Source organism: Pseudomonas sp. AGC41 (assembly GCF_057334555.1).
This window is the reverse complement of record NZ_JBHFJB010000052.1, coordinates 37,675-52,294: the sequence shown is the minus strand read 5'-3', so window position 1 is coordinate 52,294 and position 14,620 is coordinate 37,675. Positions and strand designations below refer to the sequence as shown.

The following is a 14,620-nucleotide window of genomic DNA, read 5'->3' as shown; positions in this document are numbered from 1 at the left end:
CCCCCCCCTCCCACAGGATCTGTGTATGGATTGATATTCAGGCCTGCCCCAGCACAAGGACTCTGTGCGAGACTTGCCACAACAATAAAAACAGCACCTGCGAGAGTGCCCCATGGCCGCACCTGCTCCTGCCTTGTCCCACGAGGCCATCATTCAGGCTTCCTGGTCCCGTTGCCGCGCCTTTGGCCTCAATCACCAGAGCGTGCCGGCGTTCGACCCATTGCCGGCCGAGGGCATCGCCCAGTTACTGGAAAGCCAGCATTCACTGGTACAGACCACTCACCAGGAAGTCCTGCCGTACTACGAGAACATCCTGAGCAACTCCAACTGCCTGATCATGCTGGCCGACAACCAGGGCCAGGTGCTGACCTCCTGGGGCACCCAGCGCTTCATCGAACCGAAGCTGGCCCACGGCTTCAGCGCCGGAGCGAGCTGGATGGAGCGCTGCACCGGCACCAACGCCATCGGCACCGCGCTGGCCTGTGAACAGGCGGTGCATATCGAACACGATGAACATTTCCTCAAGGCCAACCGCTTCATGACCGGCTCCGCCGCGCCGATCTTCGATGCCGAGCGCAAGGTCATCGCGGTGCTGGACGTCTCCAGCGACAGCTACCTGCCGCCGTCCCACACCCTGGGCATGGTGAAAATGATGAGCCAGACGGTGGAGAACCGGCTGATCCTCAACCTGTTTCGCGGTGAACACTTCCAGCTCACCTTCAACACCGGACTGAACAACCTCGACAGCCAATGGGCCGGGCTGTTGATTTTCGATGAGAGCGGCCAAGTGCTCTCGGCCAACCGCCGCGCCGACAACCTGTTGGGCCTTAGTCTGTCGCGAGTAAGCATCGAAAGCCTGTTCAAGGTCTCGCTGATGGAATTGCTCAACCAGCCCGACGGCCTGCCGTTCGCGTTGCAGGCGTCCGGGCGCAATCGGTTCCAGTGCCTGCTCAAGCGGCCGAAGCAGGTGTCGGTCAAGCCGCGCATCTTTGCCGAAACAACGCCCTCGCCAGCGCCCGCCAATACCGGGATCAGCCTCAACACCCTGCACTTTGGCGACAGTCGCGTGGAAAAAGCCGTGCGCCAGGCCGAGCGCCTGTTGGAAAAAGACATTCCGCTGCTGATCCACGGCGAGACCGGCGTCGGCAAGGAAGTCTTCGTCAAGGCTTTGCACCAGGCCAGTTCGCGTTGCAAGCAGGCGTTTATCGCAGTCAACTGCGCGGCGATCCCCGCCGAGTTGGTCGAGTCGGAATTGTTCGGTTATGAAAAAGGTGCCTTCACCGGCGCCAACCAGAAGGGCAGCATCGGCCTGATCCGCAAGGCCGATCGCGGCACGTTGTTTCTCGATGAAATTGGCGACATGCCGCTGCCGACCCAGGCCCGCTTGCTGCGGGTCTTGCAGGAACGCTGCGTGCAACCGGTGGGCAGCGCCGAGCTGTTCCCGGTGGACATCCGCATCATCTCCGCCACCAACCGCTCGCTGCGCGAACAGGTGCAACTGGGGCGGTTTCGTGAGGACCTCTACTACCGCATCGGCGGTCTGACCCTGGAATTGCCGCCCCTGCGCGAACGCAGCGACAAGCAGGCGCTGTTCAAGCGCCTCTGGGAACACCACCGCGAGCCGACCCAATGGGCCGGCCTGAGCCGCGAAGTCCTGGAGCTGTTCGAACGCCACCCCTGGCCGGGCAACCTGCGGCAAGTCAGCAGCGTGCTGCAAGTGGCCCTGGCAATGGCCGAGGAACAGCCGATCCGCCCGGAACATCTGCCCGATGACTTTTTTGTCGACCTGGAAATGGAGCCATTGGAGAAACCGGAGCCGCTGGCTGTGGACCTGAACGATGCCGAAGACCTGAACCGTCAGTTGCGGGCGGTGGGTGGGAATATTTCACACCTGGCGCGACGCCTTGGAGTCAGCCGCAATACCTTGTACAAACGTCTGCGGCAGCTGGAAAGCTGATACAAAACCTGTGGGAGCGAGCCCCAGAGGAGATTTTGTGGTGCATGCGAAACGGAAAGATGTGGGAGGGGGCCTGCTCGCGAAGGCGTCGGGACAGCCAACCTCAACGTTGAATGACACACCGCTTTCGCGAGCAGGCTCGCTCCCACAGAAGTTTCGCTTATCCGCCTGGCACTCCGAAGCGGTTGCCATTCCACTCAAGCAACAGGTCAGTCGAAGGCGCCGTTGAGCACTTCGTAAATGATGCCGCTGGCGATCGCCACCAGAATCAGGTCGGTACCAACCTGCTGCCATTCGTAACCGTCATAGCGCGGCAGATGTCCCAGCAAACGTCCGTCGAGCTTCTTGGCGATGCCCGGTGGCAGCGGCTTGCCCCTGGCGAGGTTCTTCTGGATACCCGGCGGCAGTGCCGGGCCCGGGCTCCAGTAATCACGATAACCACCAATCACACTCAACACGCCGCCTCGGTCGATGCTCGGACCGTTATGCCAATCGCTGCCGCCACCGCCCTGGTTGCCTTTGCCTCCCTGGTTGCCTTTATTGCCAGCATTGCCTTGGTTACCCTTATTGCCAGCATTACCCTGGCCGCCCTTGTTGCCCTGCCCGCCCTTGGCTCCTTGTCCCTGACCTTGATCGACTTGAGCGTTGCCCTTGCCATTGCCCGGGTCCGCAACAACAAGGCCGGGGCCCGCGACCAAGGCCAAACAGGTCACTGCAGCAATCAACGAGCTCGATTTGAACATGGCAGTACTCTCAAAAAAGGGAAGCGTCCCTGTAAGGATATAGAGACTAACGGTGATATTAGTTCCATATCACGCTGCGTGTCGGTTACCTGCACCCGGTGCCGCCCTGAACCAGGCAATCAGGCGGCAATTGACCCGGTTTTGTCGTATCAGTGACTTATTCCTGAGGCATGGTTGAAGTACTGACGCCTCGCCAGGCGCCGACACTTGCCACCGGTCGCCTGTGACAAGTCGTGCGTATGGCACGAGCACGTCTGGCTCAAGGTTTGCAGCAGACCTTGTGAGCAGCGCAGGACGACGTCTTTCTGGCGCGGCAGCAAATTCTCAACGCTTGGTCAGCCACCGGAGATGTACCGTGTCAACTCTCAACGAAATCGCAGCGAACCACGCGAGAATGGCAAAGTTAAAGGAAGAAGAGTCGATGCGGTTGAGCGCGCTTCAAAGTCAGATAGTCGGCAGTCTTGAAATGCCGACAGCGCAAACGGAACAGCAGATGCCGCTGCACTTTCTGACAATCGTCCCGGACCACGCTTTTGCAGATGCCATGCTCTGACTGCGGTCTGAATGTTGGATGAAACCCGTCGCCCGTTTGATTGAGCGGGCGATTCGGGATGACCTGCCTTTACGGTTTCCAGCGCCGTCTTGAATTACCTCCCCTGCCCTCGCAAGACCAGCGTGATGCCCATCACAGATCAGAAAGCCATTTAAACAACTGTTGCGGTATTTTTGCGCGCGAACGCTTATAAAGCGGGCAGCAAAAGCGCTTTAGCCAAAAGACCAAGAAAAACAGCGCAGGATTCTCGGAAGAACGATCTTTTTGATGGAACACCAGGAGCAGCGAAAAATGAGCACGACTGAACAAATACAAAGCAGCGGAAAATACAGCGCCAAATGGCAGGAACGTTTCGACTTCTTCGATACCTATGGCGCGCCAAACGACCCGCGCTACAAGGAAGCCGTCAAGACCCTGCCGGACTTCAAGAAGAAAATCCTGATCAACGCCAACGTGATCGCGTTTTTCTTCGGTCCTATCTACCTGTTCGTGTTGGGCCTGTGGAAGAAGAACCTCGCGCTGCTCGGAATCTTCCTAGCGATCAACATCGTACTGAGCGTGATTTTCGCCATTATCGGCATGGATTTTCCGCGGCCGTTGAGCATGGGCCTGAATATCGCGATGTCGATGATGTATGCGCTCATGACCAACTACGCCTACTACCTGAAGGAAATCAAAGGCGAGCAAGGCTGGAATCCGCTCAAAGGCATGCGTCTCTGACTAGCGGCTTAGTCGTCAGCGCCATATGAAATGGTGCAAACAGCCCCGCCTGATGGTCCATTGAATGTCGCCTGGCGTTACCAGGCCTTTCACAGGAACTCGACAATGGCTGACGACTTGAGCAATCGCGGGCCCCAGGACCGGAACCGCATCAACACTTCCGAAGACTGGGAATTGAGATACTGGGCGAAAGAATTCGGCGTGACCGAAGAGCAGCTCAAGGCAGCGGTCAAGGCTGTTGGGCCGGTGGCCGATGATGTTCGCAGGCATCTGAAGAAATAAGAAAAAGCCCTACATCACTGTAGGGCTTTTTTGTAGCGACGTACCTCGTCTTTGCGCCACTCGATCAGCTCGTTAGAAAAAATGAATTACCCGTCAAGGCGTTCGGTCAACAATTATGAACGCAGTAATCTGACGAGGTAACAGCGATGACTATCGAAGCAGAGACACTCGTACAACTGACCGAAGCACTTCAGAAGCGTGGGATGGTGCTGGTATCCGACGTGGCGTTTATCCGAGCGCCTTACAGGGAGGATCATCATTGGATTTGCATGGTGGAGTAACCGGCAAGTTGTGCTGGCGGCGCTAATAACGTTTGCGCCGCCAGCCTCCGTCTAACGGGAGGTAAATCCGCACGGAGGCAGTGCGCAATTGCCGAGGCCGATCATGAAGACCCCGGTGGAATACCCTCTTTGTTGAAGTCCTTCAAACGCTCACGCTCCTGCGCGGTGGAGTGGGCGGGCGTGTCGTCCTTGGGTTGTTCTTTTTTCTTCTCGTCGGTCATGGGTCTACCCTCTCGTTGATAACGGGTTGGGCACACCAGGACGCTGGCAGTTCAATCAATACGCGGTTCACAGGTCCGCTACGGTACTTCGTCCCGCACGTTCCCCAGTCTCAATTCTCGCACGCCGCTGTTCCCCATGAACCGAACCACGACACCCTCCCCCCGTGTCAAGGCAAGCACATGGTCGATCAACTCACCTTGACTGTCAGCCTGCAGGATCGGTTTGTAGCCATGAGATTTATAAAGTGTCCAACGGTCATTTTCGAACTCGATCCTGTACACATCCACTGCCAGGCGCTCCGATTGTGTTTTCGGTAGATACGCCAGGGTGCTTCAGTGTTCCGGTTTGTTGTCGAGTAGCTCAGACTTCGCCAAAACGAACGCGGGCCGCGCGAAAATCTTCCGCATGCTCCAACAGCCACATCCATAACGGCACCATCTGCGCCAGAAAACTTCGGCCCAGCGGGGTAAGTTCATAATCGACACGTGGCGGCACCTCGCCGTGATCATGGCGTGCGATAAGCCCGTCTCGTTCAAGTTGCCGCAAGCTGCGGGTCAACATGCGTTGCGTAACGCCCGGCAACCGACGAGCGATTTCAGCGTGGCGCAGCTTTCCCTCCACGCCCAAAGTGTGAACGATCCCCAATGACCAGCGATTGCCTGCATGGGTCAGCACCTCACGCTTGAGGCTATCGTCCTCCTCACTCAGTGCGTCGCAGATGGCTTGGGATGAACGGATAAGTTCTGCTTCAGTCACTGTGTTCATGCGGTATCACTCGTGTGCCTTCTTCTGAATGCTCGTCATTGGTGACAGGATAAAACCAACATCACCGATCAGAGTAAATTACCGATGCAACCACAAACCGTTGCGGAAACCGACAACATTCTCGTGTTGGGCGCAGGAGAACTCGGCATGGCCGTGCTCCGCGGACTGGCAGCCCGGCCGAAGGCGCGCGTAACGGTCATGCTTCGACCTTTGAGCCTCGAAGCCGCGCATGACGACAAGCGCCAGATGTTTGAAGAACTGGAGGCCCTAGGCATCAAGGTAATGTTCGCCGATGCTGCGAACGACTCCGAAGAAAAGCTCCGCGCATTGTTCAGCGGTTTCGACACGCTGGTAAGTTGCCTGGGATTCGCCGCAGGCGCAGGCATACAGCGCAAACTGGCCCGCGCAGCATTGCAATCGGACCTGAAACGTTTTGTGCCTTGGCAGTTTGGCGTGGACTACGACGTGATCGGTCGCGGCAGCCCGCAAGACTTGTTTGATGAACAACTGGATGTACGTGACCTGTTGCGTGGCCAGTCGCGGGTTCAATGGCTGATTATCTCCACCGGCATGTTCACCAGCTTTCTGTTTGAGCCGGCCTTTGGCGTAGTGGACCTGGATCAGAACACAGTGCGTGCGCTGGGCAGTTGGGACACGGCTGTGACTGTTACCACCTCGGAAGATATTGGCCGCTTGACCGCATCCATCCTGTTTGAACCCGGACTTGCAAACCAAGTGGTCTTCACCGCAGGCGACACCCTTACCTACCGGCAATTGGCGGATACCATCGAGCAAGTACTCAAGCGCCAGGTAACACGCGAGGAATGGACGCTGCCAATGCTCAGGGCCGACCTGGCGACAGCCCCCGATGACTCGATCCGCAAGTACCGCGCCGTGTTCGCCGAAGGCAAGGGCGTCGCATGGCCAAAGGCGGACAGTTATAACGCACGGAATAAGATCGAAACCATCAGCGTCGCGCAGTGGATAGAACAGTACTTTCGAAAATGATCCGGAGCGGCGCTGATAGGTGCCGCCTGGTGCAAGCTCAAATAGATTCGAAAGGCGTCTTCTTGTCACGCGCTCGATCCCACAAACGCATTTCCAGGCTGTTATGTACCGCCGTCGCGCAGACTGCCGCCTGGCCGGTAGCGACACTGATCTGTTTGAGCGAATTGACGACGTCTCCTACCGCATACAACCCTTCTACGCAGGTGCGCTGGTGCGCGTCGACGACCAGCGCACCTTGCTCGTCGGTCTCGGCACCGAGTTGTACCGCGAGTTCGGAACACACTTGCGAGCCCAGAGATGGATACACAATGTCGAAGCAGAGGCTTTCGCCTTTGCACGTCACTACCTGGACTTGATCGCTGCCAGCCTCTATATGTTCGACACGATCATCGACCACGCAAATACCGGCATGCCCCGCTACCGCAACGGCTTCTTCGCAAGCCTGGCTATCTCCATGAATCAGTACCGTTACCCGGTCGGTGAAGTTTCGCAAAAACAATCCATGACTGATCGCACAGCTCGCCTCGCCGTAAACCGCGACGTTGTCGCCGTTGACCTCGTAACCATCACATATCGCGCAAAGTCGGATCACCGATTGCGCAACCGCATCGTAAGGCCGCTCCATGCGTGGCAGTCGACAAGCGGCCGTTTATGCCGCGTTATCAATGGCTTATGTGTCTTCCGTTTGTCCTGCGCGGCGGCCACGCGTGTGAACTTGCGGCAGGCGGCTCTTTCCGAACTGAAAGAGACCCTGCTGAAACAACACATACATCAGGAGTCGCCCCATGGATGCCCCACGCCAGATCACCTACAGCCAATTTCCCCCTATCGAGCAGCCTCGGCGCAGCGGCATGCTGCCCGTCGACGATCTGCATACGCTTTACTGGGAAGAAAGCGGCAATCCCGACGGTGTACCGGTGATTTACCTCCACGGCGGACCCGGCGAAGGCGCTCCGCCGACCAAACGACAATTCTGGGATCCGGATCATTACCGCATCGTACTGTTCGATCAGCGCGGCGCGCTTCGCTCGACGCCCTTGGCGGAACTGCGCGACAACACCACCCAAGCGCTGGTCAGCGACATCGAGGCGTTGAGGGAGCATCTGGAAATCGATCGTTGGCTGATTACCGGTGGCTCCTGGGGCACTACCTTGGCGTTGGCCTACGGCGAAACGCATCCGCAACGCTGCCTTGGCTTTATCCTGCGAGGGGTATTTCTAGGCACGGGCGATGAGATCGACTGGTTCATCCACGGCATGCGGCGCTTCTTTCCGCGCGCCCATGAAGACTTCGTGAACTTCATTCCCGAAGCCGAACGCCACGACCTCTTGGCGGCCTACCTGGACCGCATGACCGGTGATGACGAGCGCCTACGCATGGACGCCATCCGCTGCTGGGTGCGCTACTCTGCCAGTTGTTCGCTGTTGCGACACGACCCTGACGGCGTCGAAGAACAAGCTTCAGACGATCAGACCAGCATTGGCATGGGATGCCTGGATGCCTGGTACTTCAAGAACCAACTGTTTCTGGAAGAAGATCAACTCATCCGAGACATCGCGGCGATCGCCCACCTGCCGTGCAGGATCATTCAAGGGGGGCACGACATGATTGCCACACCCAACTCGGCGTTTCGCCTGCACAAGGCGTGGCCAGGCTCGGTGCTGACCGTGGTCAATGATGCCGGGCACTCCCCTTCGGAAACGGGGATTATCAGTGCTTTGATTGAGGCGACGGAACAGTTCAAGGCAAGTGGAGGATTCAGCTAGGAGGTGCCCGATACAACCTGGGCCTGGACCAAGGCCGGGCTTAGTGAAGCACTCTGCGACTCTCCCCGATTCTTATGCGATCAAGCGCACGGTTCAATGCATCCAGCGCCTTCAAAAGAGCCTCGGCTTCAGCTTCCCGGCCGTCGCCCCATAGGCGCTCAGCCATTTTATTGAGCGCCAGGATTGATCGCTCGATTTCGGCAGCGCTCGCTATCGTCTTGTCGTCCGGCTGTTTCTTTGGCATTACCTTGGCGCTTTTCAAAGTTGATCGGGGGCTTTGCGATGAAGCGCCAGGCAGCACCACACTCAAGCCCAGATGGCCGTCTCGGTATTGATCTCGGCGACAGACGTAGCGTTGAACTGCCGCTGGCGGTGTAGATCATCGCGCATTTGCGGGTAATTGAATTTCCTGGCCCCCAGCTCTTTCAGAACAAGGCCTGAAATTTTGTAGCTGCCGCAGTCAGCGCAGTTGACGAGCTCACCACCTTGGTCCTCTTTGGACTGTTGTGCTTCCATCCCGCATAGATAACATTTCATACCTGATCTCCTGTTAGCCGATGCTTAGAAGATCGTCTCGTAATGGTTGAAGTTTCAACGGCTTGATCGCCTGCACCTCATGATTGCAGGATCCCGGACCCTCCAATCTGCTTCCGGGGGCGCCTATGGACAGGTAACAGCCTCGTGAGACTGCCGCTTGGTCCACAAGGTACGACCGTTGATTGCGCTCTTGAACCATGCCTCGGTAACCGCATAGCACTTGCCTTCCCAGGTCTCAACAAACGTCCTTGGATAACCCTCAGGCTCATATCCACCCAGACGCATCCAGTCTGGATCTGGCGAAGCGACCGTCCTATAAGGCATGCAGGCTGCCAGCGCGAACAGCGAGAATGCCAAGGCTACCAATTTCATATGAATACCAGTCAATTGGAAGGCGCGTGTAGCACACCGCGCTCTTGAGATTTACCGCGGTTAGAAACGCGGGGTATAGATAGTTGGAGTACTTTCCCAACGTGAGCTGCGACGAGGAGCTGCTGCAATTGACGGCATACTGCCCACCTTGATCGGCGGAAAGCGGAAAGCTGGGGATAGACCGTAATAGGAGTTAACTTGTAGTCGAACCGTCGCGTAATGTTTGTATGGCCGCGTTTTCCTTGTTCTTGCATCCGTTGCCCACAAGACCATTGTCGCGAGTGACGACGGGGAGGCAGCGACAGACCTTGATCTGAATTCATGATCGTTTTCTAACTCACTGCGACACCACTCTGGCGATGACCGCTCCCTGCGGGCTCGGCTCGTGAAGAAGGCACGGAAACGGCGCAAAGGGTTTGAATCGGACAGGGTCATCTCTATGCGTTCCTGCGCCATCTCGTTCTTCGCCTGAACGATTTGTCTCGCCAGATTCATCGCCGTTTTTTTGAACTCCCTGCGCAGCGCCTGCTCCTCGGTCTCGTTTTCAAGTGGCGTGACCTTCATCTCGGAAAAGGTGAAAAGAGTTTTGTCGCCGAGCACATAAAACGTGCCGCGAATTTTTTGTATGTTGCCCTGAAAGGTAAAGTCCATCGAACAGAACGCATGTTCGTCCAGGTTTATGTAGTACAGCGGCTCACCCAGGAGGTTTCGAACGGTTCCATCCTGGTGAATCCGGCCCAAAGGCGCACCATCGTTGCCGTTGCCTTTGAAGACAAGGTAGCGGCCATTCGTGTAGTTGTACGACATTAACGGCTCCAGTTTGCCCATTCCCTGCATACACCCACGCCCCTTTCCCACAACGCTATCAGGTCAGGGCTATCGATGCTCATTATCTTCTGGCGGTTGCTTGCGTGGCAGGAGGGCTGATTGGAAATTATGAATCGAGCGAGCAGATCTGGATCGCTGGATGTGCCTGCAGGGAGCCGAATCGCAAAAGCGTCCGACAGGTTCATCGGTTTGTAAAGATGGGCAATGCCGGACCTTGGAGCCACTGGCACGGGCTTAATGAGCTCAAATTCCCGCATCGGGGGTCTCTCCTGAGTTTCAGGTACTAGATAAACGATCGGCCATGCCGCGTTTTAAAAATCAAAATGTAGGAGAACTGAATACGCCTACACCCGAGATGTCGCTGGTTAGCGATAACCCCTACTCCTCCGTTTTTACCTCCCGTAATTCAGACGTCGCTGCACTATAGCTCATTGCCGATCTTTGCCATCGCCACCTTCAAAGAGCATCAGCTGAAGGATGGCGCCTACATATTAGAAACAAAGAAAATCTGTACGGATGTTTGCATGCCATCGACGCCTATTGTCGCGGGAATATCGAGAAGGTATTTGGGGCAGTTGACGAAAGCTCGAAGAGTCCCATCCGGATTTCGGGGCCAAGTAATCTGCAAAAAAAGCCCCAGCGCAATCCGCCGGGGCTTTCTTCCGACATCAGTGCTGCCGCGAGTTCTAAAGAAATTATCTTCTGGTGTGATGCGTCGTGTTTAGCACTTGAAAAGAACATTGCACCGGCTACACCAGCCTTCAGCTGCGCTCCGGTTCATCGGGAAACGGAAGAGAGGATGACTTGTATCGGCAACCGTCAAAACCAGTGAGAATTTTATGAACCTACGCCGAATTTCATCGGTTGGGACGCTCATGCCTGCCCCATCGATTATTTGAAGAACGCCGCCCGATACCCTGCTGTCAATCTGTTGCCACTCGAACTGCCAGCCTGTTACCCACGTGAAGTCTCGAATTTGATAGTCGCCGGTGACACTTTGGCATTGAGCGAGTTTCTTGTTGGAAAGGTCAAAGACAAAAAACAGGGAGTTTGGATAGCCGAGCATCTGAGCACCGTCCAAGCTCAGACCTTCTTTTAGATTGATGGATGTCACCAGTGCTTTTGCTCGTCGCTTACGCCATATCAAGTACCCTATGGCGAGAACAAAGATAGAAAAAGAAACCCCGAAGAGCTGACGTCCTTCGACTGTAAGCTTATCGGGCGAAAACCGTATCATGCCCCACACGAGTCCTATCGTTACAAGCCCCGATAACCAAGCGGCAGGAACCACTATCCTGTTAGCGAGGCTAGCTCCGAGCGTCCCCAAACAGCTTTCCATGACTGTATCCAATATCACTTAAAGAAGAACTCGCAGGTTATCACTCACGGAGCGTCAACTCATAGGGCTTGGCCCGCAATGCGCGGATAAGTGCTTTAACAGGGCTTCGTTTGCTTGGTTGCGGCGGGAACCTCACCGTTGGCCGGCTAATTTCTTCAGCCTTCCAGAGCCATCATCCACGTATGCAAATAAACCCAGAAACGCGGCGAGCTCGCGGGCGAGCTGTTTCTGTTGGTTGAATTCTTTTCCGCCGACACGGCGAGCGATTAACAAGCGCCCGTTTTCATACTCGACATAAATCCTGTAGGACTTGCTAAAAACAGCCAGGTGGCCGTCAGGGTTGAGCACTATTCGAAGCGGTGTGCGTTTCGTTAGTCGATACCGTCCGAGAAAAGCCACACCAGACGCCTGCACCGCCAGTGGAGCGCGCTCGCTGATATCTCTGCCCAGTTGATATACCCACCACATCACAACCAGGCTTGCGAGTATGATGCCCGGCCATTCCCTCCCCGGTAACGACAGGCCGGTCGATAAGCTGATACAAAAGATCGCCGTGATGGCCCAAGGTGTCTGGCGAAGCAGTGGAACAAAAAATAAACGACCAATGCCGATCTTCGGCCGGATGATGAAAACTTCGTTGGAGCCAAGTGGTGTCATCCGTAATCCCCTGTCGCAGACTGAAGGAAAAGATAGGGGAAAAGGGGGGAAAAAAGGGAAAAGGGGACCAGATTTATTTTCCAGCCAACTGCCAGTTCCAAGCGAATCCATTCGATAAGAACTCTCAAACGCACGGAGCAAAAATAAATCCGTCCCTTTTTTCTGTCCCTTTTTCTTTTTTTTCTTGCTTCGAAGGCCGCACTACTTGGCTTTTGCGCTCTTGATGTCGCTTATGATTTTCTGAGAAATAGCCTCAACCTGCTCCTTGGTCATCGCCGACATGACGCCTTCCCAGGCAGACGACGATGTGTTTACGTTCGGGTGCCGATCAGCCGGCCTGATTTCAAGTCCGTATAATCTGCGCTGGAATTGACCCACGCATTCCCCACCATGACACCGGCGCCGTAGCGTGCACCCGGAGTGAGGTAACGGAAATTGCTCACATTGATCTTGATACCGACACCGTCTTCGCCTTCAGGATTTGATGCCTGACCTTCCGCAAGGCTATAGCCGGCACGAGTCGCTTCGACTTGCAGGGCATCGCGCCATTCTTGTTTCAAGCGAGGCCAGTCCTCGTTCTGTTGAACCTTGCTGTTTCCCTGGAAGTTCACCACCAGGTTTTGCTTGGCTAACTCCTGGATGACCAGCGTTTCTGTCCCGCCGCTTTTGACAGAAGCAGCGCATCCGCTCAACATCAAAAGAGCAACAGCACAGGACAGTGCAATCGAAAGCTTGGAGTTGTTCATTGATTTCCCTATCCAAAAATCGGTGAGATGGAGGTCAAGTATGTCCGCCGGGGCAGATGGGTTATAAGGCGCTCATTAACGGACGCTTGCCGGGGTCACTTCAACACGAAGAGCGACCCATGCCAAGGCCGCAATCCACACGACGCATACGCCGTAATTGAGCCTTTGGTACAGGCCAAATCCATGCCCTTCGGCGAATGCCTTGGACATCATCGCTACCGTCACGACAGCCAGGATCAAGCAAAGCATCGAAAACCTTCCGAAACCAGGTGACGACAACAGTCGTTTGCCGAGGAAAGTCCACAAGACAATGGCCAGCGCCAGCGTGACGAACATGATCAAACCCGCCAGGTTATGAACCTGCTGGGAAATTGAAGGCTGCGCCGGCGCACATCCTTGATCACACGAAAAATAGCCAGCAGCAAAGCTCGCCAAGCCATGGAGCAATACTAAAACGGCGCTGAACAGGGCGAGGCGCGATCCCCCGAAGTTGCGTATCAAACCTATCGCGAACAGTACGAACAGCACGCCCAGCGGAAAGTTATTCACCCAGGCGGAATAACCGTGCGTGGGAGCCCCTACCGCGCCCAACATACTCATCGCCTGGTCTAGATGGCTATAACCCGGATAGCCCAGCGACGTCAGCGCCGCACCCGCGAACAACCAAAGAGGAATCAACAGCCCCATTCCCAGCAGTATCCGGTCAATGGTTTTCAAATACGACACTCCCTTTTTATGGCAAAAGACCGCTCCGTTTCCTACGAAGCGCCTTCATGCTAGCGGGCTTCTGGCATGGGGGGTATCCATTTTTGCAAGCTAGCGGGTAGATGCGTCATCCTGTGGCCCCTTCGAACCATGGACGGTCATTATGAGCAAACGCTTGCCGAAGACTTTTTCGCCTGTTACGAGAATGCTCTACATCGCTGCGCTAGGAATCTTATCGCTCATCCAGCCTTCGTCTTCCTTTGCGGATAACGCCAACGGCAAGACCCTCTATTTGCAGAGGTGTGCCATGTGCCATGGAACAGACCTCAAGGCAACGGGACCACTGGCTAGAAAAAGCAACCCACCCACACCAGACCTCACGACATCCGCCTTCCAAAAGCGACTGAGTAATTATCCAGGCGTTATCGTGTCCTCGATAATCCTTCGCCCGAATGGCGACTTGATTCCAAACACGTTGCGAGAGATCGGTGATATTGAAACGAAAGACGTGGCTTGAATCCGGGGCTCACGCGCTTAGCTGTTTATGCAATCAGAGGTCACCGACGCTAGCGCCAGACAGGAATCGATTGATGATCATCGAGACCGCTTGCACCGGAGAGGCGGAGGCCGTGTCTATGCAAAACGGTGCTTTGACCCATGGCTCATATTCATGATCCAGGACTGACTGCCAAGTGGGTGGTGTCAGCCCGGGAATATCATCCGCTCTTGTTTCGACCCGGCGTCGATGTTCGTGTTTATCGGAGCAAACCACTTCATGTTTGCCAATTGGCTACCAGCCCGTAAGGCGATGTCGCTCCACGCGATTCGCTTTCCAGAACGGGATTGACGCAATCAACGATGACGATGCCGCCCAAGCCTAGATTACTCAGGGCCAGCTCACTAGCAACCATGTAATCACTGCGCCCCACATCTTGCGCAAGAGCGCCAGAGTTTCGAATCGCCTGCTCAATCGTATCGACGCGCAGGTATACGGCGCCCGTCGTAACGGCAAGATCATTGGCAAAAGTCGTTTTTCCGGTGCCGGGAAGGCCGCTGAAGACGATAAGCATTCCATTTCCTTTTGATAGTGGGCTAATCCAGTAGCATACGTTTTCTCGAGGCGGCTTCATTAGCGTGAT

16 protein-coding genes and 3 pseudogenes are annotated in these 14,620 nt (G+C 55.7%); 7 read left to right on the top strand and 12 right to left on the bottom strand.

The window, feature by feature from the left end; genetic code table 11:
* The first annotated feature begins 112 nt into the window (after positions 1–112).
* Complete coding sequence (locus ACE04F_RS10760) at positions 113–1,957, top strand: sigma-54-dependent Fis family transcriptional regulator (RefSeq protein ID WP_486106541.1); 1,845 nt, start codon at positions 113–115, stop codon at positions 1,955–1,957.
* A gap of 209 nt (positions 1,958–2,166) precedes the next feature.
* Here the strand turns inward: ACE04F_RS10760 and ACE04F_RS10755 are convergent, their stop codons facing one another.
* Complete coding sequence (locus ACE04F_RS10755; protein WP_486106539.1) at positions 2,167–2,700, bottom strand: anti-virulence regulator CigR family protein; 534 nt, start codon at positions 2,698–2,700, stop codon at positions 2,167–2,169.
* Between the two features lie 355 nt (positions 2,701–3,055).
* Here ACE04F_RS10755 and ACE04F_RS10750 point away from each other — a divergent pair, with 355 nt between their 5' ends.
* The 3 genes from ACE04F_RS10750 (at position 3,056) to ACE04F_RS10740 (ending at position 4,255) form a co-directional block, all read left to right on the top strand.
* Positions 3,056–3,253 carry a hypothetical protein gene (locus ACE04F_RS10750; protein ID WP_486106537.1) on the top strand — a complete coding sequence of 66 codons (198 nt, stop codon included), beginning with the start codon at positions 3,056–3,058 and terminating at the stop codon, positions 3,251–3,253.
* Between the two features lie 291 nt (positions 3,254–3,544).
* The gene (locus ACE04F_RS10745; RefSeq protein ID WP_305495783.1) at positions 3,545–3,973 is read left to right on the top strand and encodes a DUF2628 domain-containing protein; all 429 of its coding nucleotides are present in this window, start codon (positions 3,545–3,547) and stop codon (positions 3,971–3,973) included.
* 105 nt (positions 3,974–4,078) lie between these two features.
* Positions 4,079–4,255 carry a DUF3606 domain-containing protein gene (locus ACE04F_RS10740; protein ID WP_486106535.1) on the top strand — a complete coding sequence of 59 codons (177 nt, stop codon included), beginning with the start codon at positions 4,079–4,081 and terminating at the stop codon, positions 4,253–4,255.
* An 863-nt stretch (positions 4,256–5,118) separates the two neighbouring features.
* Here the strand turns inward: ACE04F_RS10740 and ACE04F_RS10735 are convergent.
* The gene (locus ACE04F_RS10735; protein WP_486106533.1) at positions 5,119–5,523 is read right to left on the bottom strand and encodes a winged helix-turn-helix transcriptional regulator; all 405 of its coding nucleotides are present in this window, start codon (positions 5,521–5,523) and stop codon (positions 5,119–5,121) included.
* An 84-nt stretch (positions 5,524–5,607) separates the two neighbouring features.
* On the opposite strand from ACE04F_RS10735, the gene ACE04F_RS10730 reads away from it, so the two are divergent.
* The gene (locus tag ACE04F_RS10730) at positions 5,608–6,531 is read left to right on the top strand and encodes an aromatic alcohol reductase (protein ID WP_486106531.1); all 924 of its coding nucleotides are present in this window, start codon (positions 5,608–5,610) and stop codon (positions 6,529–6,531) included.
* A gap of 37 nt (positions 6,532–6,568) precedes the next feature.
* Here ACE04F_RS10730 and ACE04F_RS10725 read toward each other — a convergent pair whose 3' ends face one another.
* Complete coding sequence (locus ACE04F_RS10725; RefSeq protein WP_486106529.1) at positions 6,569–7,156, bottom strand: NAD(P)/FAD-dependent oxidoreductase; 588 nt, start codon at positions 7,154–7,156, stop codon at positions 6,569–6,571.
* 160 nt (positions 7,157–7,316) lie between these two features.
* On the opposite strand from ACE04F_RS10725, the gene pip reads away from it, so the two are divergent.
* Positions 7,317–8,297: a prolyl aminopeptidase gene (gene pip / locus ACE04F_RS10720; protein WP_486106527.1), complete on the top strand. Its 981-nt coding sequence runs from the start codon at positions 7,317–7,319 to the stop codon at positions 8,295–8,297.
* A 40-nt stretch (positions 8,298–8,337) separates the two neighbouring features.
* Here pip and ACE04F_RS10715 read toward each other — a convergent pair whose 3' ends face one another.
* The 8 genes and pseudogenes from ACE04F_RS10715 to ACE04F_RS10680 form a co-directional block, all read right to left on the bottom strand.
* Positions 8,338–8,541 (bottom strand): hypothetical protein, encoded by a 204-nt coding sequence (locus ACE04F_RS10715; protein WP_486106525.1) that lies wholly within the window; start codon positions 8,539–8,541, stop codon positions 8,338–8,340.
* Between the two features lie 62 nt (positions 8,542–8,603).
* Entirely contained in the window at positions 8,604–8,834 is a 231-nt protein-coding gene (locus ACE04F_RS10710) for a hypothetical protein (RefSeq protein WP_486106523.1), read from the bottom strand.
* 432 nt (positions 8,835–9,266) lie between these two features.
* Positions 9,267–10,013, bottom strand: coding sequence for a hypothetical protein (locus tag ACE04F_RS10705; protein ID WP_486106521.1), 747 nt, complete (start codon positions 10,011–10,013; stop codon positions 9,267–9,269).
* Positions 10,014–10,123: 110 nt separating this feature from the next.
* Positions 10,124–10,291, bottom strand: a pseudogene (locus ACE04F_RS10700) (DUF2867 domain-containing protein); the annotation flags it as partial.
* A 464-nt stretch (positions 10,292–10,755) separates the two neighbouring features.
* A complete protein-coding gene (locus ACE04F_RS10695; RefSeq protein WP_486106519.1) occupies positions 10,756–11,373 on the bottom strand; it encodes a hypothetical protein in 618 nt (205 codons plus the stop codon).
* Positions 11,374–11,505: 132 nt separating this feature from the next.
* A complete protein-coding gene (locus ACE04F_RS10690; protein WP_486106517.1) occupies positions 11,506–12,030 on the bottom strand; it encodes a hypothetical protein in 525 nt (174 codons plus the stop codon).
* A 201-nt stretch (positions 12,031–12,231) separates the two neighbouring features.
* A pseudogene (locus tag ACE04F_RS10685) lies at positions 12,232–12,776 on the bottom strand (hypothetical protein).
* 75 nt (positions 12,777–12,851) lie between these two features.
* Positions 12,852–13,493, bottom strand: a complete 642-nt coding sequence (locus ACE04F_RS10680; RefSeq protein WP_486106515.1) for a DUF998 domain-containing protein — start codon at positions 13,491–13,493, stop codon at positions 12,852–12,854.
* A gap of 151 nt (positions 13,494–13,644) precedes the next feature.
* On the opposite strand from ACE04F_RS10680, the gene ACE04F_RS10675 reads away from it, so the two are divergent.
* Complete coding sequence (locus ACE04F_RS10675; RefSeq protein WP_486106513.1) at positions 13,645–13,998, top strand: c-type cytochrome; 354 nt, start codon at positions 13,645–13,647, stop codon at positions 13,996–13,998.
* Positions 13,999–14,031: 33 nt separating this feature from the next.
* Here the strand turns inward: ACE04F_RS10675 and ACE04F_RS10670 are convergent.
* Positions 14,032–14,551 (bottom strand): annotated as a pseudogene (locus ACE04F_RS10670) (P-loop nucleotide/nucleoside kinase family protein).
* Between the last annotated feature and the right edge of the window lie 69 nt (positions 14,552–14,620).

Coding starts and splice junctions, on each gene's coding strand:
- ACE04F_RS10755 (WP_486106539.1), bottom strand. CDS start 2,700: ATGTTCAAATCGAGCTCGTTGATTGCTGCAGTGACCTGTTTGGCCTTG.
- ACE04F_RS10715 (WP_486106525.1), bottom strand. CDS start 8,541: ATGCCAAAGAAACAGCCGGACGACAAGACGATAGCGAGCGCTGCCGAA.
- ACE04F_RS10695 (WP_486106519.1), bottom strand. CDS start 11,373: ATGGAAAGCTGTTTGGGGACGCTCGGAGCTAGCCTCGCTAACAGGATA.
- ACE04F_RS10690 (WP_486106517.1), bottom strand. CDS start 12,030: ATGACACCACTTGGCTCCAACGAAGTTTTCATCATCCGGCCGAAGATC.
- pip (WP_486106527.1), top strand. CDS start 7,317: ATGGATGCCCCACGCCAGATCACCTACAGCCAATTTCCCCCTATCGAG.
- ACE04F_RS10710 (WP_486106523.1), bottom strand. CDS start 8,834: ATGAAATGTTATCTATGCGGGATGGAAGCACAACAGTCCAAAGAGGAC.
- ACE04F_RS10760 (WP_486106541.1), top strand. CDS start 113: ATGGCCGCACCTGCTCCTGCCTTGTCCCACGAGGCCATCATTCAGGCT.
- ACE04F_RS10675 (WP_486106513.1), top strand. CDS start 13,645: ATGAGCAAACGCTTGCCGAAGACTTTTTCGCCTGTTACGAGAATGCTC.
- ACE04F_RS10705 (WP_486106521.1), bottom strand. CDS start 10,013: ATGTCGTACAACTACACGAATGGCCGCTACCTTGTCTTCAAAGGCAAC.
- ACE04F_RS10725 (WP_486106529.1), bottom strand. CDS start 7,156: ATGGAGCGGCCTTACGATGCGGTTGCGCAATCGGTGATCCGACTTTGC.
- ACE04F_RS10730 (WP_486106531.1), top strand. CDS start 5,608: ATGCAACCACAAACCGTTGCGGAAACCGACAACATTCTCGTGTTGGGC.
- ACE04F_RS10745 (WP_305495783.1), top strand. CDS start 3,545: ATGAGCACGACTGAACAAATACAAAGCAGCGGAAAATACAGCGCCAAA.
- ACE04F_RS10740 (WP_486106535.1), top strand. CDS start 4,079: ATGGCTGACGACTTGAGCAATCGCGGGCCCCAGGACCGGAACCGCATC.
- ACE04F_RS10735 (WP_486106533.1), bottom strand. CDS start 5,523: ATGAACACAGTGACTGAAGCAGAACTTATCCGTTCATCCCAAGCCATC.